Annotated in this window: 13 protein-coding genes and 2 pseudogenes; 3 read left to right on the top strand and 12 right to left on the bottom strand. The window is 54.4% G+C overall.

The genetic code is table 11. The features are described 5' to 3' along the window. Nucleotides 1-134: 134 nt before the first annotated feature. The 4 genes from C483_RS19220 to C483_RS00130 form a co-directional block, all read right to left on the bottom strand. The gene (locus tag C483_RS19220; RefSeq protein ID WP_275039985.1) at nucleotides 135-761 is read right to left on the bottom strand and encodes a cysteine desulfurase family protein; all 627 of its coding nucleotides are present in this window, start codon (nucleotides 759-761) and stop codon (nucleotides 135-137) included. Beyond that, the gene (locus tag C483_RS00140) at nucleotides 706-1,218 is read right to left on the bottom strand and encodes a DUF3368 domain-containing protein (protein WP_006651310.1); all 513 of its coding nucleotides are present in this window, start codon (nucleotides 1,216-1,218) and stop codon (nucleotides 706-708) included. Before C483_RS00140 ends, C483_RS19220 begins: the two co-directional genes overlap by 56 nt. After that, nucleotides 1,219-1,509, bottom strand: coding sequence for a UPF0175 family protein (locus tag C483_RS00135; RefSeq protein WP_006651309.1), 291 nt, complete (start codon nucleotides 1,507-1,509; stop codon nucleotides 1,219-1,221). A 590-nt stretch (nucleotides 1,510-2,099) separates the two neighbouring features. Next, the gene (locus C483_RS00130; protein WP_006651308.1) at nucleotides 2,100-3,287 is read right to left on the bottom strand and encodes an orc1/cdc6 family replication initiation protein; all 1,188 of its coding nucleotides are present in this window, start codon (nucleotides 3,285-3,287) and stop codon (nucleotides 2,100-2,102) included. Nucleotides 3,288-3,491: 204 nt separating this feature from the next. On the opposite strand from C483_RS00130, the gene C483_RS19215 reads away from it, so the two are divergent. Continuing rightward, complete coding sequence (locus C483_RS19215) at nucleotides 3,492-4,433, top strand: transcription initiation factor IIB (protein ID WP_083860365.1); 942 nt, start codon at nucleotides 3,492-3,494, stop codon at nucleotides 4,431-4,433. A 384-nt stretch (nucleotides 4,434-4,817) separates the two neighbouring features. On the opposite strand, the gene C483_RS00125 is transcribed toward C483_RS19215, so the two are convergent. After that, nucleotides 4,818-5,978, bottom strand: coding sequence for a Fic family protein (locus C483_RS00125; RefSeq protein WP_006651306.1), 1,161 nt, complete (start codon nucleotides 5,976-5,978; stop codon nucleotides 4,818-4,820). 464 nt (nucleotides 5,979-6,442) lie between these two features. On the opposite strand from C483_RS00125, the gene C483_RS00120 reads away from it, so the two are divergent. Next, the gene (locus C483_RS00120; protein WP_006651305.1) at nucleotides 6,443-7,825 is read left to right on the top strand and encodes an ATP-binding protein; all 1,383 of its coding nucleotides are present in this window, start codon (nucleotides 6,443-6,445) and stop codon (nucleotides 7,823-7,825) included. Between the two features lie 35 nt (nucleotides 7,826-7,860). On the opposite strand, the gene C483_RS00115 is transcribed toward C483_RS00120, so the two are convergent. The 7 genes and pseudogenes from C483_RS00115 to C483_RS00085 all read right to left on the bottom strand — a co-directional run bounded on the left by C483_RS00115 (nucleotide 7,861) and on the right by C483_RS00085 (nucleotide 20,276). Further along, a complete protein-coding gene (locus tag C483_RS00115) occupies nucleotides 7,861-10,740 on the bottom strand; it encodes an AAA family ATPase (protein ID WP_006651304.1) in 2,880 nt (959 codons plus the stop codon). Between the two features lies 1 nt (nucleotide 10,741). After that, complete coding sequence (locus C483_RS00110; RefSeq protein ID WP_006651303.1) at nucleotides 10,742-12,067, bottom strand: metallophosphoesterase family protein; 1,326 nt, start codon at nucleotides 12,065-12,067, stop codon at nucleotides 10,742-10,744. Nucleotides 12,068-12,533: 466 nt separating this feature from the next. Continuing rightward, a pseudogene (locus C483_RS00105) lies at nucleotides 12,534-12,734 on the bottom strand (transcriptional regulator TrmB); the annotation flags it as partial. A 532-nt stretch (nucleotides 12,735-13,266) separates the two neighbouring features. Then, nucleotides 13,267-13,494, bottom strand: coding sequence for a hypothetical protein (locus C483_RS00095; protein WP_006651300.1), 228 nt, complete (start codon nucleotides 13,492-13,494; stop codon nucleotides 13,267-13,269). Between the two features lie 166 nt (nucleotides 13,495-13,660). Beyond that, nucleotides 13,661-13,813 carry a DUF7837 family putative zinc-binding protein gene (locus C483_RS21300; protein ID WP_449289177.1) on the bottom strand — a complete coding sequence of 51 codons (153 nt, stop codon included), beginning with the start codon at nucleotides 13,811-13,813 and terminating at the stop codon, nucleotides 13,661-13,663. A gap of 920 nt (nucleotides 13,814-14,733) precedes the next feature. Next, nucleotides 14,734-17,604 carry a UvrD-helicase domain-containing protein gene (locus C483_RS00090; protein ID WP_006651299.1) on the bottom strand — a complete coding sequence of 957 codons (2,871 nt, stop codon included), beginning with the start codon at nucleotides 17,602-17,604 and terminating at the stop codon, nucleotides 14,734-14,736. Then, entirely contained in the window at nucleotides 17,601-20,276 is a 2,676-nt protein-coding gene (locus C483_RS00085) for a PD-(D/E)XK nuclease family protein (protein ID WP_006651298.1), read from the bottom strand. The genes C483_RS00090 and C483_RS00085 overlap by 4 nt, the downstream gene beginning before the upstream one ends. 137 nt (nucleotides 20,277-20,413) lie before the next feature. Between C483_RS00085 and C483_RS19205 the strand changes: the two are divergent. Next, nucleotides 20,414-21,398: pseudogene (locus C483_RS19205) on the top strand (IS630 family transposase). Nucleotides 21,399-21,686 lie beyond the last annotated feature (288 nt).

Genomic DNA, 21,686 nt, shown 5'->3' with positions numbered 1-21,686 from the left:
TATTCCTCACCATTATTCAAACGCATAAAAGTAGAGTATTAATCGACGGTATTTCTTCCAACAATTCAGAAATCTACCCACCCGAATCCATAATTATACTATGTGCATATCTGTTTAATGAATTTGGCCACAACTCAAAATGAAAACCTTCGAAGTCTTGTTACTGCATCCTCAATACAATCGATCGCTTGATCGATCTCTTTCTCCGTATTGTCTTTACCGAACCCAAACCGAATTGCTGAATGTAGTTGGTCTTCTGCCCCTCCTATTGCCTGCAGAACATGTGACGCTTCAACGGATCCTGTCGTACAGGCTGAACCAGCTGAGACCGCGATATCGGAACGGAGCTTACGGACGAGAGCTTTATTTTCGACACCGAGGAAGCTGACGTTTAGATTGTTTTGAAGTCGTTCTCCGTCAGTGGAGGGTCCGTTGAGCACGATGTCATCGAGTCGAGCGTTGAGTTCTGACCACATATAATCCCGAAGTTCTTGTGTGTGCTCAATACGTTTCTGTTGTTCAGCGTTAGCGAGTTCAACGGCCTTTCCCATACCAACGATTCCAGGGACATTCAGCGTTCCGGATCGCAAACCTCGCCTATACTCACCAACTTCAATTACGTTCCGTATGTTGGACGTGTTCTCAACGCGTCGGCAATTGTGGTGGTTCTGTATACTCCTATCTTCTTTATAATGTATAGCGTCGTCATTGCTCGAACGCCTCGAGTTTTCGAACGAGCTTCGTGTACAAATTGGGTGCACAGTACCAGCCTGCTTCGATCATTGAGTCAATGATCTCACGCGCTTTGGAGACGCTGATGTCTCCCTGCTTCGCACACAAGAGAACGATGTATGCTGTCCCTCGAGTCTCGATACCCTCAATTTCTGCAGCCGTCCTCCGATAGGCTTCGTCCATGACGGCAATCGCATCACGAGATGCAGCACATCCAAGGGCTGCCACATCGGGGTCACTCATGTTCGGATTCTGCTGTAGCTGGCCCACAAGCTGAGAGTCATCGACTGAGACGACCTCGAGAAGTCCGGAATCAATGCACTGCTCGATACGGCGGGCATCAGTATAACCCTCTTCAAGACCGGTGGTAACGACTTCCGAGTGGACTTGTTGAGGGATATAACACTGCGCATCGAGATTTGAGACAAGTTGAAGTTGATTGACCTTCGCGAGGTAGATGAGCGGCGTCGCGTCGAAAACCCACATTCACAGGTCCTCGAGGTCGTCTTCGAGATGGTCGCCAGAGACCCACGTGATGTCATGCTCTTTTGCGAGTTGGGCAAACTCCCAGACGGACATCTCTGCAAGTTGGGCGGCCTTGGTGAACGAGATTTCATCAGCAGCGAGCCGTTTGAGCGCTTGCTCACGACGCCACTCCTCGAGCCCCTCTGAGAGAAGTTTTCGTACTGCTGTGCTCCGGTCCAGACGTTCCTCCTCGAGGTATTCTTCCAGTTCCCCCTCGAGCTCGTCTGGAACTCGCGTCGATATCGTTCCCATGAAGTATGCTATGTTTACAATGTATACAAACGTTTCGCTCAGTCAGATTGCCAGCGATTCCATTGCTCAAGACGGTTTATGACCCCGAAAGAGGTGACGGGGTGCACAGACAGTTGCCTCGTCGGAGCAAGATGGCTGCAACGAGATATTCAGCAGTCACTTCACTCAAGGAACAAACCTGAAGTAGCCCACCCACACCACTACTTCCGCTGTTAGGAGTGAAAACAACTACATCACCTCTCTTTGAGAGGATGATTTGAGTCCGGTGATAACAGCGTACGGTTTCGGTTATTTTGGATGCTACTTAAACTTATCTCTAATAACTAGAAATGTACCAGCAACGATTGACTTTCCGCTCTCTCGACCGGGCAACACAAACAGCGGAAGTAGTGGTGTGTCTCCCCCGCTAGTATCCCCCGAACAACTCGTTGCTAACAGCGGAAGTAGTGGTGTGTCTCCCCCGCCGCTCAAGTTTCACCGGTCCTCAAAAACATACCACGCTAGCAGCGGAAGTAGTGGTGTGTCTCCCCCGCCGCTCAAGTTTCACCGGTCCTCAAAAACATACCACGCTAGCAGCGGAAGTGGTGGGGTCAGGCCTCGGTATCCAACAGTTCTGACAACCCGGCTTTGACACTCGCAACCGACTGTTCTAACTCGTGTTCTTTGTACTTCCCGCCGCTTTTTCCGCGGTTGATCTGATTCGAACTGATGATTCCTAGTGTCTCGAGTTCGGCCAGATACTCGCGAACGGCCCGATCGGAGACCGGATTACTCATCTCTTTCTCACAGAGCACTTCGTATGGCTGGCGAACCTCTCGAGTCCGGGCGGGCGTCTTTCCTTCCTCGGCGAGCAACGTCAACGCCCACAAGACAAGTTGTCCGTGCCTAGAGTAGTTCCGGATCCCCTCGATAATCTGGTCGCGTTGCAGGCGCTCTCTGGCTTTCTGAACGTGGGCTTCCGTGACCATCTCGACATTGTGTTCTCTGGCGATATCACCACTCTCGAGCAAGAGGTCGAGTGCCTGACGAGCGTCTCCGGAGTCTTTCGCCCCATAGGCCGCACACATCTGGATTACGCCGTTGTCGAGGACGCCATCCTCGAAAGCCACGCTCTCGCGCTGGCGTAGTACTTCACAGAGTTCGTTCGCGTTGTAGGCGCTGAATGACACTCGTTTCTCACACAGACTCGAGCGGACCTTCGAATTGAGTTGGTCTTGAAAGTTGAGATCGTTTGAGATCCCGATCACGCCAAGTCGTGCCTCCTCAATATCGCCGTTTGACCGTGCTCGAGGCAGTTTGTATAGCAAGCTATCGTCCTGTATGTGATCGACCTCGTCGAGGACGATCAGAATCGTACCGCCGAGTTTGTCGAGTTCCTCGAATAGAAATTCGTACACCGACGCCTGGGGATAGCCGGTATTGGAGATCTGCTGTCGCGGATCGCGCAATTCGTTCACCAGCGTAACGGCTGTCTGGTAACTCGAGTTGAGCCCGTCGCAATTGATCTCGATGGTATGAAGGTCGAGCCCGTCGACGCCTCGGGAATCACGTTCGAGCAACTCGAGGAGAAACCGGGTTGCGGCGGTCTTCCCAACGCCGCTTTTCCCATAGAGGAAGATATTGGATGGCGTCTCCCCCTCGATCACGGGTTGGAGGGCAGCGTGGTACTGTCGTAACTCCTCGTCCCGACCAACTAGTTCGTCGGGCGTCCACTCCTCAAGCAGCGCCTCGCGTTCGCGGAATATGTTTCCAGTGGGTTGGAAACCAAACTCGGCCATTATGGCAGAATTCTCGAGGCAACCTCCTTAACCTTTGCTTCCGCTGTTTCCGGTGATCGGCTTTGTATATATACGCCAGACACCACCACTTCCGGTGAAGATGTGCGCGATTACGCCCGTTGGTGGGTTTCCTGTAGTCTTGCGACAGTTTATGGCCCCGAAAGGGGTGACGGGGTGCACAGACAGTTGCCTCGTCGGAGCAAGATGGCTACAGACGAGATATCCAGCAGTCACTGTACTCAAGAGACAGCGCAAACAACGCGATCGACGACATCGTGCCCTGAGTGCCGAGGAGAGGTCATCACAGCAGACCACGAAACACGCTGTCGAGAGTGTGGCTTGATCGTTGATGAAGACCACCTCGACTACGGGCCGGAGTGGTTCGACTCACCTGAGAACTTGAGCCGGCGCCGAACTGGTACTCCGCTCACAGCGGGCCGACACGACCGCGGACTGTCAACTGTGATTGGATGGCAGAAAGATGGGAGAGGGAACACAATCCCCGGACGAAAACAGAGTCAACTCAACCGCCTTCGGCGGGAGCATCGCCGCAGCCAGTGGCGAACGAAGCGTGAATGGAATCTTGGATACGGTCTCGGCGAAGTCCGTCGGATCGTAAGTGCGCTCGAATTACCGGATTCCCTATGCGAACAGGCGTGTACGCTCTTTCGGCGTGCTCAAGCAGAGGACCTCTGTCAGGGCCGGTCACTCGATGGAGTTGCAGCAGCGAGCGTCTACGCAGTGTGTCGATGCAACGGACTCGGACGGACCCTTGAGGAGATCAGTCAGCTGGCGACGTGCTCACGGTCAGACCTCGAATGTGCGTACTCGGTGATGAACACCGAACTCGAGCTTCCTACAACGATTCCACAGCCACAGAATTTCCTCCCGCAACTCGCTGCCACATTGGGGGTACCAGACGAGATTCGACACCGAGCACTCGAGTTGGCAACGCTCGCAGAAGATGCTGGGGTCACGGTTGGACGTCATCCCCGAGGGTTCGCTGCAACCTGTCTATACCGAGCCAGCCACGAGTTTGGCTACGGGCTCTCACAGCAAGAGGTTGCAGACAGTGCAAACACGTCGCCGGCGACGATTCGAGCACATCGTGACTGTTTGCTTGGGGCCCTTAAGGACCAACAGTAGTTACTTCTATTTTCTCTCCTTGAGGTCTTTCCACGATGAAATCCTCTGTTCTGCGTGTTTCATGGGCTCTCTGCTTAAACACTCCTCCCGTCATCTTCCCAATTTCATTTCGCACACGGGGTGTGGGGGTTCGTCCTCGCAGGGGTCACGGTTAACCAACAAACCTTTTCGTGATGACTCTCGTGTTGGTTAATTCTACTTCGTGTTCGCGAACGCCGTCAACTCCGGTACCCATGTCTCCGCGAGGTCTTCTCATCGTCGACGACCACGTACTCGATGTCCTGTCCGGGGTGGAGAGCAAGATCCCGATCACGAGCCCGCTTCAAGGTGACCCCGTTCTGCGTATTCTGCGTGCAGCTCCTCGCTGCCGGGGGATCTCACCTTTTAAGGGTTGTATGGTTCGACGACCTCAAGGACATCAGGGGCTTCGTATCGGCGGTTTCGTTGTTGGCCTGTTGTCTCTCGTAGCACATCGTCGTCCCAGAGGCGTCGAATGGCCTGATTGACTGCTGGTTGTGATCGATTTAGCTCGTCGACCGCCTGTGGTTCGGTGAGATACGGGTGTTCGATGATGAAATCGATGAGTTCGCGGATGACGACGCCCTGGTCTTGATATTGCTCCCGATAACGATCACGCAGAGCAAGAAGTTCCCGGGCGACAGTATATGCCTCACGTCCCTGTTCGGCGATCGCCTGAATGAAGAACGACACCCACTCTGTCCAGGCACCATCACGACTCACGGCCAACAGCCTGTTGAGATAGGCATCACGGTTCGCGTTGAAATACGACGACGGATACAGATACGGCCCGGGCAATAGCTCCCACTTGTAGAGCGCCAGCATCACGAGGAGGCGACCAAGTCGCCCGTTGCCATCCTGAAATGGATGTATCGTCTCGAATTGGTAATGGATCAACGCTAGGTCGACTAGCGGCGCGTACGTAGGTCCTGACCGAATATATTGGAGCAGACTCCGGAGTGCATACGGAATACTCGCCGGCGGTGTTGGAACGAACCGAGCCTCACTGAGCGGCGTTCCTGGCTGATCGATCCCCACGAGGTCTTCACGAAATTCACCTGGGCTCTTTTTTTCTCCACGGGCACCTTGCAGCAATATTTCATGCAGTTGGCACAGTAAGTCCCGGTCCAAGTCAGCACCCTCGCGGAGCGCTTCAATCCCGGTCGTAATTGCCTTGACGTAGTTTTGTGCTTCCGTAATATCAGCGCGTTCCGTTGCCGTTTGTCCAGGCTCTTCGCCGGCTTCCCGCCGGTAGATATCCGAGAGCGTGAGTCGCGTCGTCGTCTCAATGTTTGAGGAGTCGACAGCCTCACGATGGATGAGAGGGCTCAGAATGACCTCCGGCGAATCGAGCCATGTATCCAGATCGGAGAGTTGACCCACGGCATACATCGCATCCCCGTTCTTATCAACCAGATTGTGTGTGGCGTCGAGATCTGGGGGGAGCGGGTCCGGGCTGAATGCGAAGATGCCGTCAACCATCTCCACCTCGCCTGGAGCCCCCTCGACAAAGTCTTCAGGTCGCATCGTTATCCAATTCACACCGACAAAGAGATATAGATAACGAAATCCCAATATGCCTATCCAAAATTCTGCCTAAACCGTTTCAAGATAGAGGAGAAGGATTTCGTTATGGAGCTGACCACCAACGCCATCAGCAGATAACGGACTACGGTCGCCTAGCCGGAACAGCGTGCCCAGAGGTGACATCCTCCCCGCGTTGAAGCGCGAGGATTCCTTCGTGGGACAGCGAGTCGGTCTTGAGCCCCCGAAGGCACCCTGACTAGACCGTGGGATCTAGCTGTGGTTTGTGGACTTGTGCGTCGGGCCTCGAAGGAAGCGTGGTTTGCTTGGGTATCCGCTTGCACCCACGGGCCGTGCCATTGACCCAACTCGGTTACTAACGAACTCGAGGATAGCCAATTCCCAATTAGCCTATCCCAAAATAGGTTAGTCGAAACTATTATTCTTCGCTGGGTCGGTGTACACCTATGAGCCACTTCGTAGACCGGGAGGACGAACTCTCCCGATTGCGTGGGTGCTACGAGTCCGATGACGGCGAGATGGTCGTCATCTTCGGTCGGCGACGCCTCGGGAAAACCCAGCTTGTCCAGCACTCACTCTCAGATCGGGATGATGCGGTCGTCTATCAGGCCACAGAAACCACCTCCCAGATACAACTTGATGAGTTCGTTGACGTCGCATCTGAGACCTTCCCCGGCATCACACAGATTAAACAGGACTGGGAAGCACTGCTCGGATACATCGGTGACCAAGACGGAGTCGTAGTTCTCGACGAATTCCCCTACCTTATCGACGCCGACGAAAGTCTTCCATCGGTCATCCAGCGGTTGTGGGACCAGCGACTCCAGCACACCTCAGGAACACTCATTCTGGTCGGTTCATCAATTAGTATGATGGAAGAAGCGACCCTTCTGGGGAACAGTCCTCTGTATGGGCGATTCACGGAAAAAATTGATCTCCGCCCCCTCAACTTCGCTGCTGCACAGGAGTTTGTTCCAGACGACTACACTCCCGAGGAGCAAATCTTCACATGGGGTATCTTCGGCGGTGTGCCATACTATCTCGACGGCGTCGATCTCGACCAGCACCTCAGGACAGTCCTCGCTGAAGAAGTACTCTCCCAGAAGGGGTATCTCCACAACGAGCCAGAGTATGTACTCCGGACCGAACTGACAAATCCAAACCGGTACTTTGCGATCCTCACCGCAATTGCGGCGGGGAAGACGACATCAAACGAAATCGCCCAAGCAGTCGGTATCGATGGGAAGCAGATCTCGACGTATACCCAAAAGTTAGAACGGCTACGGCTTATCGAACGAGAGGTCCCCATCACTGAAGAGAAAGCAAAGTCACGCCGTGGACGCTATCGTCTCTTGGATCCCCTGTTTCGTTTCTGGTTCCGCTTCGTCTACGGGAAAGAAGACAGATACGAACGCTTAGGTGAAGATGCAGTCGAGGCGATTATTGAACCAGAGCTTCCGAATTTCGTTAGTCCGGAGTTCGAGACACTATGCCAGGACGCCCTCCCAAACCTCTACCCAGAGCAAACGTTTCTCGATATCGGCCGCTGGTGGTACAAAGAGCATGAAGTTGATGTTGTTGGATTTACCACAGATGGGACGATGGTCGTGGGGGAGTGCAAGTTCACCAATGCGCCGCTTGACTACGGAGCCCTTGCCTCACTCGAGGATCATGCTGCTGAAATCCGCTGGACTCCGGATAATGGTGAGAAAGAGAAAAAATACGCATTATTCACACGAAATGGTGCAACGCTGTCTGTCCAGGAGGCTGTGTCAGAGCGTGATGACGTCCGTTTGTTCGATTTAGATGCCATTGTGCGGCATGTCTAGACCCAGTTCTTCTTGACGAGAAGGAGGAGAACTTGCTAGTCAGCGGAAAGTTGCTGTTCGAGCGTATCCGCGGTTTCTCGTCGGGTGAACTGTCCGCTGTTGAGCGACCAGTACTGTGCAGCACACTCGTTCGATGCTGTGATTCGAACGCATTGTGGATGGCATGTGAGGAAAAACACCTGATTCGTCGCTGTTAGCTCATCGATGACATCAAATACGCGACTCATGTGATTCGGATCAAAGTTGGTCGCAGCATCATCCAGAACGACAGGAAGTGACACGTCAGTTTGTCGAATCCGTGCCAGGCGAACAGCAAGGAAGAGTTGTTCGGCAGTCGCCCGACTCAATTCACCAACGCCGTGTGCAGGCTTCTCGTCTCGGAGCGCTCGGAACTTGAGGTCCTGAACGTCACCTTCGAGCTCGATGCCTTCGTATTCCTGTGTGATCTTACGGAAAACCGTGCTAGCATCATCGACGAGTGAATGAACGACATTTTCCATCAGTCGTTCGTGAATCTGTCTCACCATCGTCTCGGCAATCCGGTTGACCGCATATGCTTCACCGAGCCGTTCGAATTCGACGCGGCCTTCGTCAATTTGTGCTTGGGCCTCCTGCAGATCGTCTTCAGATGCGAGGTCGTCCTGTCGCTGTTTAAGTCCGATACAGGCTTCTCGTAGCGTATCTCGTCGATCCTTCAGTTCTGTTATTTGCGTGTTTTGCACGCGGATCTCATCTGCAATCGCGCCGGTGTCGGCATACTTCGTAGCAGTATTGTGAACGACATCGATCCACGGCTCGTCGTCTTCTCGAAGCGGCTCAAACGCATCTCGTGCCGACTCGTTCTCGAGCCGGGTGGTAACTTGGGTTTCGACTTGGCCGCGTGTCTCGACTGTATCCTCGAGTTCGTTGATTCGCTCGGCCTCGTCATTGAATGCCTGGATATGCTGGAGAATTTCCTCGTCGTCAGTAGTCGGGTCAACCGACCGGTCTTCGTCCCATTCAGTCAGGACGGCGTCGATGTCCTCGATACACTCAGTGCGTTCGCGTTCGGCACGTCGGACATCCCGTGCCAGTTCGAGATCGTCGGCGACCGACTCGAGTGTGTTCAACACGTTGCCGACATCTTTCAGCGGCGCTTCAGCCGTCCATGAAACGTCAGTTACGTCTGCAAGGAGCGTCGCGACCTCTTCGAGGTCGGTGGCGAATTGCTCTTTGTCTCCTTCCCATTCGGTTCGCTCCGCGCGATAGGCGGCAATTTCTCCGTCGAGTTCGACAATCTGCTCGTAGAACCCTGGTACCTCGCTTGCCGGGAGCGTTTCTGGGAGTCCCAGCTCGGTGACGAGCGCAGTGAGCTTCACCTGCTTATTTTCGATTTCGTCGTTGAGTTCTGCAAGTCGTTCCGATTTGGCCTGAATATCGCCTTCAAGCGTCGTTACCTGGCCTTTGACTTCGCGATATGGATCAGCATTGACGGTCGTTTCGACAGTCACCGTCGAATCGATTGCATAGAGACCGACGGCGAGGACGGCGAGTCCAACGATTCCGCCAGCGATAGGTGTGGCTGCAAATCCAACGCCCGTCCCGACAGCAAGCGCGATTCCTGCGACGATCGCTGGCTTGCGCTTCGGAACGGTAATCTCTCTGGTTTCCTCGTGTTCTTCTTCCATCCCTTCGAGTTCTGACTCGAATTTCTGCTTTCGTGTCCGCGCTGATTCGATGGAGGTCTGCAACTCAGACCGTTCACTCTGAAGCTCCTCGATCGTCGACGCAAGCTCAGCAACTCGCGCTGTGTCGACAGTGCTGGTTTCTATCTCGTCGATGTGGGCGAACGACCCGTCCCACTCGGAGTGTAAGGACGATATCTTCCGCTTGATGTCCTGTTTTTTCGTCTCAAGATCCTCCCCACGCTCTATGAGTTCCTCGGCGGTCTTGGCCAACAACTTCCGATCAGCCGTTTGGGTGTCGATCTCCGTCTTGTGTTCCAGGAGCCAGTCGTAGTAGTCGTCGGTCGTATCGATCGTGGCTTCCTGGTCGAACTCCTGACGTGCTTCAGCGAAGTCCACTGTGGCCGTCTCGAATTCTTCCCCGAAGTGTTCGAGTCGATCCGTTAGGTGAGTCGGGAATTCGTCGATCGCATCGAGATCGGCATCTTCGAGCCGTGCGTTCAGCGTCTCGAGCTCCTGTAGTGGCTCGAAAAGCTCCTTGAGAACGTTCAGCCGGTCGCGCGTCTGCTGTTTGCGGGCAATTTCTTCATCGATTTCGGCTTGTTCAGCGCGTTTGTCTTCGAGGTTCTCCGTTACTGATCTGTACTCATCGACCTGCTGACTCGCTTCTTTCCGGGCTTCGATTCCGTCTCGAATCGTCTGGTATGGGCTGTTGAGTTGCGACGTTTTGGTGTTCGGATTCCCCTTCGAGAGTCCAATTGTATGGGCTCGATCGCTGAACGACTCCTCTATGTCCGGGATTTCAGCGATATCACCGTATGCCCCACCGAGCAGGACACGAGCCAGATCTTCCGAATCGTCGATTCCAGGTGGGAGCCGTCGAAGCTCGTCGAGGCTAATCGTATAGAGGTTCTTGTACTGGCGTTCTGTAACGGGTCCGAAGATATCGTTGACGTCAATCTCTGGTCCGCCACTAATTGGGGAGACCGACGGTGACGAATGCCCACTCAGTACGTATCGGTACTCCTGCCCGTCGTGTGTGATCTCGGCGTCGATCCGATACTCGTCAGTTGCTGGTGGAAGGCCGTCGCTTTGACTGACGCCGTCACGGAACTGCCGCAGCGCCTGCATGAACGTCGTTTTTCCGGCTCGTTGTGGGCCGCCGATGACGACGAGACTGTCGTCGAGATTGTCGAGCCGTGCGTTCCTGTAACAGCCGAAATCGTCGATTCGGAGTTCGTTTAGATACATGTTATGTCGCCCTCCGACGTGCTAACTCCTCGAGCACACGCTCTTGTGCCCGCTCGATGAGGTCGTCGAGTCGATCGTCTGTGAGTGACAGTTCATCCGGTCGTCCGTCTTCGTGGTCCGCCACCGCCTCCCAAACCATGCCGACGTCGTCTCGGTATTGGTCGCGAGCCTTCTCTCCATCGAGTTCGTCGACGAGCTCGAGGTACTCGTTGATCACCCGATCGCTGCCACGGAGGTCGTCAATGGCTGGGATCGGAGGTCCAGTCTCGTCTCGAACGGCCTCAGTCCAGACGAACGGCCGCCGTGATGGTAATCCATCCCTGAGCCGTCGAGTGAGTTCGTGGATTGCCTCGTCGTCGTTCGATAGCGTCTCGTGAACCGGGCCGTTCCCGGTCAGTTTCCATCGGCAGACGTAACCGTCGATATCCCAGTCAGGGCCGCGAACAGCTACGGTGGTGCCATCGAACAGATCGGTCGGCGCTGAAAACTCCTTGAGGCTCTGTTCGACCCGACGCTCGATGTCCGGGATCGAAGCGATGTCGTCGCTTCCCACGTCGACATCGACGGTTCGCCAGACGACCGGACTCGTCGGGACGAACTCGATCTCGTAGTCGCCGTCAGCATCGAGTTCAACGAGATAGCCGCCGCCGAGTCCTGGCTCCGTGATTTGGCGGCCCTGCGGGACGCCCGAGTAGGCAATCGGCTGTTCGTTTTCGTAGATTCGTGGGTCGTGGATGTGTCCGAGCGCCCAGTAGTGGATATTGTCCTTGCTCTCGAGGTCGCTCCGGGAGACTGGCACGTACCGGCGGCCATCGGGGTTCAGACCTGTATGGAGGACACCGATGTTCGGGATTCGATCGTCAGCTGGCGTAAACCGGTGATACATCGACCGATTTTCATGGCGATCACGGTAGGACTGGCCCCAGATCCGAGCTTCTGGTGACTCCTCGCTAGGGTAGTGAAATTCCTCGGGGTCCTCGTGATCGAACTCGTAGACGTTGTCCGGCAGATCGACATACGTCGTTGCACTGCCGACTGGATCGTGGTTCCCGTAGGTGACGTACACTGGAATATCTTGATCCGCAAGTCGATCGAACTGCTCTTTCAGGAACGCATTAGCCTTGACACTCCGAGAATCTTCGTCGTAAAGGTCGCCAACGATGACCACGAAGTCGATATCCTCGTTAATCGCAGTGTCGAACAGCCGTTCGACAGCAGTGTAAATAGCAGAATTGAGTGTCTCGATCGATCCGGTCGCCTGCCGATGCTGTGTTTTAAGTTGACTTCCTAAATGCAAATCTGCTGTATGTAGGAACCGGACGCTCATTGGTAGCTCTCATTCGTGAAGAGTGTCATAAATGGATTGATGTTTGAGCTAGTTCGAAAGCAGGGTAGTATAGAAGACTCTCATGGGAATTATTGCTTTCTCACACGGTGAATTAGCCGGTACGTAGGTATGCTTATTGAACGCTGACGTTGGATTTCAACTGGTATTCGTACTCCACAGACTGATTGTTTCTGACCTCTCTTCGTTCCACGTATTCGGCCCTATATACGTCTGACAGAACACTTGAGGTACCCTCTACCGAGTATCCTATAGCATCGGCAACATCGTAGCAAGTCATCCAATTCGTAGTTGAGAGTGCTTTGCAGACTTTGCCTCGGTGCGAATCTTCCTGTACAGTCACCATCATCTGCTCATCTTCAACCTTCTTGATAAATATACTGTCTGTACCGAGCGATGACTATCCTGCGCAAACTAAGTCAAATCAAGTGCAACATTCGCGCTCTGTTTATCGTGGGAGGTCCACCTCGTAGTCAGCCGCAAGCTCTTGGAACCCGATCCACTTGGGAAACAAGCCGTCTTCAGTCTCGCTGCGTGTCTCGAGGTACCGGAGCAGAGCGTTGATCTCGTCTTCGAGTCCGTACTTCACATCTTGCGCTCGGAGGTCGTCCTCGTCGAGAAGGGACAGGACAATGTTGCACAAGCATCTGGTCAGCTGTTGGAGCGCTCTTCTAGACTCGAGGAAGTTGTCCCCACCAGCGGTTGCAGGGAGGTGTAACACCCCATGACTTACCTGTATGGCGGCATGCGGATACACGATGGCAGCACCAGATGTCCAGCAGCCGTTGTCGGCGATCGGATGTGATGCGTGCCAGTCTGTCGTCCAGTCTGACGGGCAGCAAGACGTAGCGTTTCTCCTCCTGGATCAGCTGACGATCTCTGTCCTCAGCTGTGACGAACACCTCGAGCAGTTCTCGTCGGTCTGTGGATTAACGTCCGAGGACACAGCTGATCTCCTGCATCATCGACCAGCCGGCGGAGTATCGTGTCCCGGTTGCCGTCTCGCCCCGTACAATTCGTCGCATCCCTTGATTCAGGTCCAGGATGGAGCTCTCATCCCAATGGCGTGTCCGAAGCATCAGTCAAAGATCGTTCAGCGGTTCCACACAGGGCTTCAGACGCAACAGCAGTTGACAACTGGTCTCGATACCACTTCCTCCCTGTGAAACCTGGAAGGGGAGTCAGGTTTCCGGGTGATCGTAGAGATGGAACCGATACTTGCCTGTCCGCATTACCCAGTACCGTCCGTCAAACTCGAGAAGGTCGTCGTTGCTCTCCGCTTTTGAGAGGAGATCCGGGATACGTGTGTCGGTGATGCCGTGATGATGTGCCAGGTCCGTGATCTCCTCGACAGTGGCTCCCGGGTTCTCCGCCACAACATCCAGAATCCGGTCGTATTCTGCTGGCATGTGTCAGGAGATTCGGTGCTGGACAATCGCATCTGATTCGCATGCTGAACAGACTTCAGTCTCTCTATCGACAGTGGTTCCGCAGCGCCGGCATTCGTACACGACTTCTGTCTGGGATGTCCGGGCCAGCGACCGACTCATACCTCCAAATAGCATAGGACGGCGGTTATTGTGGGTTCACGACGTCTCGGCACTCCGGACACTCGGCGTATACTGCCGGTCCCGTTTCTGTTTCGTACTCGAGGATCACGTTGGTCGTCGTGATCGCGGCGTTACAGAACGGGCATGTACCGAGAGATGGTGGGTTCGCCGTGGACATGAGTTACTGAAAGTGGTGTGAAAGGGGGAGAGCGTGTGACTGCGACAGGGTGTGGTGTGTCCGCCCCCTCTACAATCAGTATCGAACCCAGAGCAAGATATAAGCAATCCAGCCACAGTGAAACTGAAACCAACAGAAACAGAGCCTGAGGAGCCGTACCTCCGCATATTCCGAGTTAGTCGTTGCCAGTACCTCCATTGAGCGACCGAAAGAGCACCAAGGTAGCGGACGCTGCAAGAACTATCGTCACCAGTGTGGAGAGTACCTGTAAATCATACCCTTTGACTTGGGTGGGAATCCAGAGCTGGATTCCATTTACAATAGAGTATTAACGACGCTGAGGAACTACCAGTATCCACGGAAGACATCATTACTGACGTTGAGAACGCTGCTTATACTGGAGCGAAACAAGCAATCGACGAACAGCGCCGATAACTTCTAGGTCAACCTCCCCCTCCCCGCGGCCTCTCTACACTGCCCGGTCGCTCGGCTGCGCTGGGGAACAGCCCAGGACACCGCCCCGCAGCGTTCTTTTTGCCCCTCTATCCGGAAAAGGAGTGATTGAAATTAACGAAGCACGCAGTCCGTCCAGCAACACACTCGAGTGTGGCCACACCACCGACCGCGATTCCATCAGTCTCCCCGGTGTTGGCGGGGTCTGCCGCTCCTGCCATACACCCCACCCACTTCGAAACTGGGACAGCACCCTCCGCAAAACGAAAACCCATCACCAAACAGGCGAAACGACCTTCTACCGAACGTGGCTACTCTGTAGAAACGTCCAATCCATTAGAACAGTTTAAGAGTGTTTGAAACATTGAAAACCATTAATGTTATTGTGTCAGATATAGTAAAATTAAATCCCGTGCCGACGTTGAATTCCAGACTACCTAGGTACTTTCAGCTATTGGCACCTCAGGCTAACTGTCTGTGAGTCTTGCAAGTTCCGCTTCCGATAACGGATCAATTTCGACTCGAGTACCCTCTGCCGTATAGAAGAGAGATGCAGAGACAGCGTGATCGCGAAACCACTCATCGAGGGCGTGGTAGTAGACACTGAGTTGGATTCGATACTCAGACTCGGCATGGCGACTGAGATCCGTTTTGAAATCGACAATCTCAACAGCGTCGTCAGTCACGTGAACCAGATCGACGATACCCGAAATCGTGACGTGCTCTCCATCGACCTCGAGTGGGAGGTACGCTTGCTCCTCGACTCGTAGCTCCCCTGAAAGCTCATCGAGGAACGTCTTCACGTGGCGTTCGTCGTCGTTGTCAGGTGTGACGCCCTTCCCAAGCACGTACTCTTCGGCGAACGTGTGCACTTGAGAACCGAAGTCCGTCCCCCGTCCAGCAGAAACCTCTTCGTAGACGCTGTCATCCATGAGCGAGTGTGGTGAATACCCGTCAGGGCCGGGTGACGCTGGAATATCAACACTAAACTGCGTGCGTGAGGTCTCGTCACGGTCGACTGGCGAAACATCCGGCTCGAGTACGTCAATCTCGACTGGGAGTTTCTCGAGGAAGGTGTTTGGCTCCTCACCAGCTGCAAATAGTAGGTGGTCTTCAGCACGGGTCATCGCGACGTAGAGAAGCCGTCGTTCCTCATCGTATTCGGTCGGCTGACAGCGTCGCAGAACGTCGGCTCGCCAGTTATCGTAGATATGGGGGTCGCCGTGAGTGTCGTCATAGCACTTTCGCTGACGGAGCCCAGTCGTTTCGGAGTACGTGATGGTGCCACTGGACCCTCCCGACGGCGGGAACGCCCTGCTGTTCATATTCCCGAGGATTACGATCGGATGCTCAAGCCCCTTTACCGAGTGGATTGTCTGCACCGTCACTGCATCAACCCCTGCGGCGGCCTGAACGTCCTGTGTGTAGCCGTTTTCGATCCCATCCTCGATAATCCGAATCAGGCCTCCTCGAGTCATCGTCGTCGAACTGTGAAGCGACTGTATCGTCGTGAGGATAACGTCAGGTGTCGCTCCGTCGTAGCCGTAGCGATCGAACACGCGTCGCGTGACGGCCGTGTGCGTCTCGAGGGCATTGAGTTCGGATCGGAACTCCTGCATCGCATCCGGATACCGCTCGTGATCGAGGATGTAGTCAATCTCATCGAGTGTGTAACCGGCACGCTCTAAGACGACTGCCCATCCACGGTTAGCTGCCGATCCGTTCTCGAGAATGCGCAACCAGGCCAGCAAGAGTTTCGCCTGATCAGTGCGGAAGAGTTCTATCCCACCCTCGTACGCAATAGGGAACTTGTACGTCTCAGCGGTCGAGAGGAGTTCCCGACCGTAATCACGGGTTCGAGTGAGAACAGCGATATCGCCGTACGTTGGCGGGCGTAACTCGCCGTCCTCTTCGACTGCATACTCGTCGTTGCCGACGATTTCCTGTATCTTCGTGAGGAGCGCCTCGTGTTCGTCAGCGTGCTGGATCGCCTCAATCCGTGAGTGGTCCTGATCGGTGTTCGAAAACAATGAGACGATCTGCTCTAGAATCGACTCTTGATCGATGGATTCCCGACTACTGCCCGGTGCGGTGAGTGCGTTCTCGGAGAAATCCAGAATCGACTGTGTCGAGCGATAGTTCTGCTCGAGTTCGATCCGGGTCACAGGTTCGAGCGGGAACGAGACACGGTCGGCATCATCGTTTAGTTCGCCGGCAAAGCGCTTGAGTCTGGACTCAAAGTCGGTGATGTTCTCGACGGCAGCGTACTGGAACGAGTAGATGCTCTGCTTCCAATCCCCGACGACACAGAAGTTGTTCGTCCCCGAAAGAAACAAGGCGAGTTTGAACTGGATCTCACTCGAATCCTGGAACTCATCGATCATCACGTACTCGAACGCAAGCGACTCGCGGAGCGCATCATCCTCACAGCACAGGACGAACGCAAAGAGCTGGAGGAACGAGAAGTTCAGGTAGTTTCGACCGAGGGCGAACTCGAGGTACTCGAAGTAGACGTCGTGGATGAACTCGATGAGATGGTCGCGATTCTCCGTAAAGACCCGTTCGGCGACATCTTCGGGAACGGACTTCGACCCATACTCACCGCGTACTTCGTTCCGATCGGGTGCATCCGGGAGATAGCACTTGTTCTTCCCGTATCCGCCGAGACTCGAACGGAGCTTTGATTGCTTTCTCCCGCCGTTTCGCGGCTGATTTATCTCATCGAACGCCGCTTTGAACGCGTCAAAATTTCCCTCGAGAGCTGCTCTGGAATCGCGGTACCAGTCGTCTGATGTCGGGAAGATGCCCTTCGAAGCGAGGTTGTTGATGAGATCGAGCAGTTCCGTCGGGTCGGAGAGACACCGAAGGAGATCGGCGTACTCGTCGTGATCGTCACTGAAGCGACCGATGTATCCGCGGAAATACTCCCGCTCGATCGTCTCGTTCTCAAGGACCTGTGTCGAGCCGGTGATCACGTCATCGATTCCGAGATACGACGGCGCGTGAAAGCCGTGCTGGTCGAGAATGTCGTTACACAAACTGTGGAAGGTCTGTATGGGTGCATCGTTCAACGCTCGCATATCGTAGTCACAGCTGGCGACGATCCTGTCTTTCATCTCCGTCGCCGCGTTCCGGGTAAACGTGATCAACAGGACATCGTCGGGTTCGATGTCGTCTTGGGCAACGATATTCGCGTACCGACGAGTGACTGTGAACGTCTTTCCAGTACCGGCACCGGCGTCGACGAGGTACAGTCCATCCGTACTGCTGATTAGTTCCTGCTGGCCCTCGTTGGGAGTCGGCGTTGCAAGGGCTGCTTCATCGGTCGGTGGTGTCATCGACTCACCTCCGAGTCCGTTGGATCAGTTGGAACCGTTTCTTCGATCTGAATACTACAAGTGGTCTCTCGAGTCGGCCGGGATTCGGTGAGTAACATATCGCGGTTGTTTACGTATCGATAGTTCGGTTCATCAGCACGACCGCAGATCGGGAAGCGATTTTCACCACGCCGATACCGGTTCAACTCCTCAAGTTGTTCGTCGACGAAGCGTTCGAAGGCATCGATGTCTTCCTCGAAGTAGCCTTCTTTGCGATAGCCACAGAGATGCCTGAACGCCTGCATACAGCCATTTTTGACGTACTTGTAGTCGCCCACGTCCTCGACGAGGTGTTCGACTAACGCCTCGCCGAAGGCAGAGTCAGCCATCTCGTCTGCGTCCCTCGTTTTGGGAATTTCGTGAGTATCGAACACCGACACATACGTCTCGTAGTCGGTTTTCGAGAACGTCTTGTTACAGTCGTTCGCAGCGTCTTCACAGAGTTCCTCATAGACCAGTTGGGACTGGACGTACTCATCGAACGCGGCCGGATGGTAGGTCACCGTCGTCAGGCAGTCCTCGAGTGTTGCCTCGCCGGCGACCACGTCATCGAGTGTTTCGAGGAAGTGGAAGAACGTGAACTCGAGTGGCTCGGCAGGCTGTTGCTGGCGCCAGTAGGTAAGATAGCACAGTGCCTGGAAGTTCGGCTTGTCACTCGGTTCTTCGATGGATGCGTGTTTGATCACCTGTGAAGCGGAGTTTCTGGATCCGCTTTTGAAATCAACAAGCTGTGTCGGCGACTGCACGAGGTCGATTTTTCCCTTGAGCCGTAGGTCTTCGTCTTCGAACCACCGCTCAGTCGCTGGTGAGTCGACATCCCGATCAAAATACTCTGCGAAGAAATTAGTCCCCCAGCCACTCGACGGTGTCAGAAACGTCATTTCAGTCGGCGTCTGCTCGTCGAGGTACTCACAGATCGTTTCGAGACCGATTCGGTACCGTGTTCGCTGTGTCTCAAGGTCGAGCGTTCGATGGAACGCACGCGTTTCCTCGATCATGACATCGACGACCTCCTCGAGACACGCATCGTCGACGAACTCGGGATGGTTGACAACGAACTCAGCGAAGTCATGGAAGAGATTCCCCTCGACGAAGTAGTGCTTGTCCGGGGTCTCGACGAGTCGACCGAAGAAGTAGTCCCGTGGTGAATTTATATAGCTGTTTAGACTTGATTGACTAACCGCCTCCACACGCTCAGGTTCGACAGCTACATCCAGTGGTTCCGGATCAAACCCATCGCCGAGTGATCGGTTGGACCGATCGTGACGGACCGACTCGAGATCACTGAACCGCTCGAACTCGGTTTCGAGCAACTCATCGAAGTACAGGCATGGTGTGATCGGTGACCCACCGGCCACATCTTGGACGAGATAGTGCTGTGTCGCACCGCTCTGGAGGAGTGACTGGAAGCTGTCGATGTTTCGTTCGTACTCCGCATCACGGTCGACCCATGGGCGGTTCGGCGAGTCATGCGTCCACTCCTCATCGAGTCCCAGATAGAAGACAACTGGCCGGTCAACGTACGACGCTGATTTTGCATCTGCCAGTAGGACTCCCTCGTTATCCCGGTCGATCGGCACTTCGTACGTCTCGAGGTAGAACGCCAATCGATCAATCGCGTCTGCCGTGATCGGGTCCTCGAGTACGCCCAGTTCCTCAAGTTCGTCACGAAACGCCTCGAGCGTTCGTCCTGTTCGATCTTCGTACGCGTTCAACGCCGCTTCAAACGTGAGGGCGTCCGTCTGTCTAGTAAACTCCCGAAGCCAGTCAATCTCGGGATCATCGACGTCCACAAGCCGCTTCTCGTCGTGTTCGACCGGCACTGTTGCACCGAGGCACGAAAGGAGTGGCTTCACAGAGTGTACGCGGGTGTCAGACCCAGCTGTCGTACAGCGAAGCAACTGGACGAACGCTCGGTGATCGCGAACGTCCATGAACCCAGGGCCGCCATAGTATGAAATCTCGGCTGTCTCGAGTGCTGACTCGATGAGCGGCGAGTAGTCGCTACTCGAGTTAAGGACGATGCCAACGTCGTCTGCGTTCTCCTGGGTGACGGTATCGAGAACCGCGTCGACAATCGCTGCTGGTGAGTCGAAGATCCGAAACGCTGGGAGATCAAACGTCTTCCCGGTAAATCGGTCGATCGAAGCATACTCGTTGGGCAGAATCGACCGCTCGAGGTTCGTCAACTGGCGTTCACCAACGACTACGACTGACTTGTCTGTCCCACCATCGATTTCGTACTCTGTGAGCAGTCGAGAGGATGTCTGCAGCGAATCGACGAGATCGACGACAGTTCTGGTTGCCGGTGTATCAAATGCATCGTACTCGAGTATTGCATCGGCGCTGCCCCGGTACTCCCAACACTGAAGCACGTTTCCGACAGTATAGGCGATTTCCTTCCAGCTGAGATCGGTCTCGTCGATTATCTCGAGGAACGCGGTCCGATCCTCAGCGGTTTCTCGACGGCGCGTTGCGAGCCGTCGAGGTGTGATTGCGAACGACCCGAAGTGTGGTCGCTCGAGACGTCTGTTGAGAGCGTCTGCGAGCGGCGAGTCCGGAACGATCACGAGGTCGTAGTCGGCGACCTCTTGATACAGCCGCTCGATCGATTTTGACTGCTTGAGAGACACAACGTATAGCGTATTGAAATACCGGACAATAAGTTTGTGTGACAAGGGTGGTGTTTGGGAGTTTCTGCCAAACTAGATGTAGTGTATCGCTATAGTAACCGTTAGAACTACTTGCTCACAGAGTGTCGCAACAGATAGTGGATCACCTCGGCAAAATCTCTGTTGAAGAGTTGCAAGATGCTCTCGACAATGTGGATGAAAAGAAGCCGACACAACGCCTCTTGGCCGCAATAGCGTACAAAAACGGTGTTAATCAGACTGAATTAGCCGAGTGGTACGGTGTGCAGAGACGGACAATCTACAGTTGGCTCAAGCGACTCGATACTGATGAGTCGCTTGAGCAAGCTGTGTCTGATGCTCATCGATCTGGGAGAAATCGAAAGCTGTCGGGAAAAGAGCAAGACCAGTTTGAAGCAACTGTCCACGAATCTCCTGAGGAAGTTGGACTCGACGCGCCGGCGTGGACGCCGGCGCTCGTCCAGCAGTATCTTGAGGAAACCTACGATATTGAGTACTCAATCCCGAGTTGCCGGCGGTTGCTCAAAGAAGCGGGATTGAGCTATCAAAAACCACGCCGTACAGCTGCCCAATCTGATACTGACGAGCAAGAAACGTTCCGCGAAGAGTTCAAAAAAAGCGGCGGGAGATGGACGCCACAGTAGTCTGTATCGATCAAACCAAAAAACCCGTGCAAGTCGAGCCGCGTGCCGCGTGGTTTTCCCGCGGAACGTGGCCGTCTGTGGAATTATCCGGTCAACGTGACTGGACGTGTCTCTTGGGCGCGACCACCGTCTTCGGTGATAGCTTTTTCTCTCGATTCGAAGAGTGCGTAACTGCCGAACACGCCAAATATTTTATTTTTACGTCATGAAAAGATTTTGAAAGGAGCTTGCTCATTATGCTGGATGGAGCGCCGTATTTTCAGGCGACGGCCGTCACGGACCTGACGGCTCGTGACGATCTTGACTCCGTCACGTTACCGGCGTACTCGCCAGAGCTAAATCCTGTTGCGGAGTGCTGGAGGGACCTCCAAGCTGCTCTCAGCAACCACTTCTTTGAGTCACTCGACGGTCTTACGACGGCGTTGATACAGCTCTTGACCAGTTCTCTATACCAAAGTGAGTGATTGTTTCTAATTCCTACTACAGATGTCACCGCCTTCTACGTTGCCATGACCAGACAGAGACGATGGCTATGTCCGACCGGATCGCCGTTCTCAACGACGGCCGGCTCAAGCAGACCGGAACACCAACGGATGTCTACGAACGCCGGAGCTCGAGGAGCAGTACGGGACGGCAAACTGGATCTCGGCATCGTCGAGCTATAGTAGCCACTGCAAGTCAATGCACACCTGATCGCACGACTGCTGTGCGATCAGTGTGTGAATAGTTGCAGTTGTTACAGCTAATG

The organism is Natrialba hulunbeirensis JCM 10989 (assembly GCF_000337575.1).
Taxonomy (GTDB): Archaea; Halobacteriota; Halobacteria; order Halobacteriales; family Natrialbaceae; genus Natrialba; species Natrialba hulunbeirensis.
Note: the sequence above shows the minus strand (reverse complement) of the source record. Positions and strands in the feature narration are given on the sequence as shown.

Bases quoted from the DNA above. Each gene is read 5' to 3' on its own strand.
- C483_RS00140 (WP_006651310.1), bottom strand. From the start codon at position 1,218: ATGTGGGTTTTCGACGCGACGCCGCTCATCTACCTCGCGAAGGTCAAT.
- C483_RS00095 (WP_006651300.1), bottom strand. From the start codon at position 13,494: ATGCCAGCAGAATACGACCGGATTCTGGATGTTGTGGCGGAGAACCCG.
- C483_RS00125 (WP_006651306.1), bottom strand. From the start codon at position 5,978: ATGCGACCTGAAGACTTTGTCGAGGGGGCTCCAGGCGAGGTGGAGATG.
- C483_RS00130 (WP_006651308.1), bottom strand. From the start codon at position 3,287: ATGGCCGAGTTTGGTTTCCAACCCACTGGAAACATATTCCGCGAACGC.
- C483_RS19215 (WP_083860365.1), top strand. From the start codon at position 3,492: ATGGCTACAGACGAGATATCCAGCAGTCACTGTACTCAAGAGACAGCG.
- C483_RS00120 (WP_006651305.1), top strand. From the start codon at position 6,443: ATGAGCCACTTCGTAGACCGGGAGGACGAACTCTCCCGATTGCGTGGG.
- C483_RS00115 (WP_006651304.1), bottom strand. From the start codon at position 10,740: ATGTATCTAAACGAACTCCGAATCGACGATTTCGGCTGTTACAGGAAC.
- C483_RS21300 (WP_449289177.1), bottom strand. From the start codon at position 13,813: ATGTCCACGGCGAACCCACCATCTCTCGGTACATGCCCGTTCTGTAAC.
- C483_RS00090 (WP_006651299.1), bottom strand. From the start codon at position 17,604: ATGACACCACCGACCGATGAAGCAGCCCTTGCAACGCCGACTCCCAAC.
- C483_RS00135 (WP_006651309.1), bottom strand. From the start codon at position 1,509: ATGGGAACGATATCGACGCGAGTTCCAGACGAGCTCGAGGGGGAACTG.
- C483_RS00110 (WP_006651303.1), bottom strand. From the start codon at position 12,067: ATGAGCGTCCGGTTCCTACATACAGCAGATTTGCATTTAGGAAGTCAA.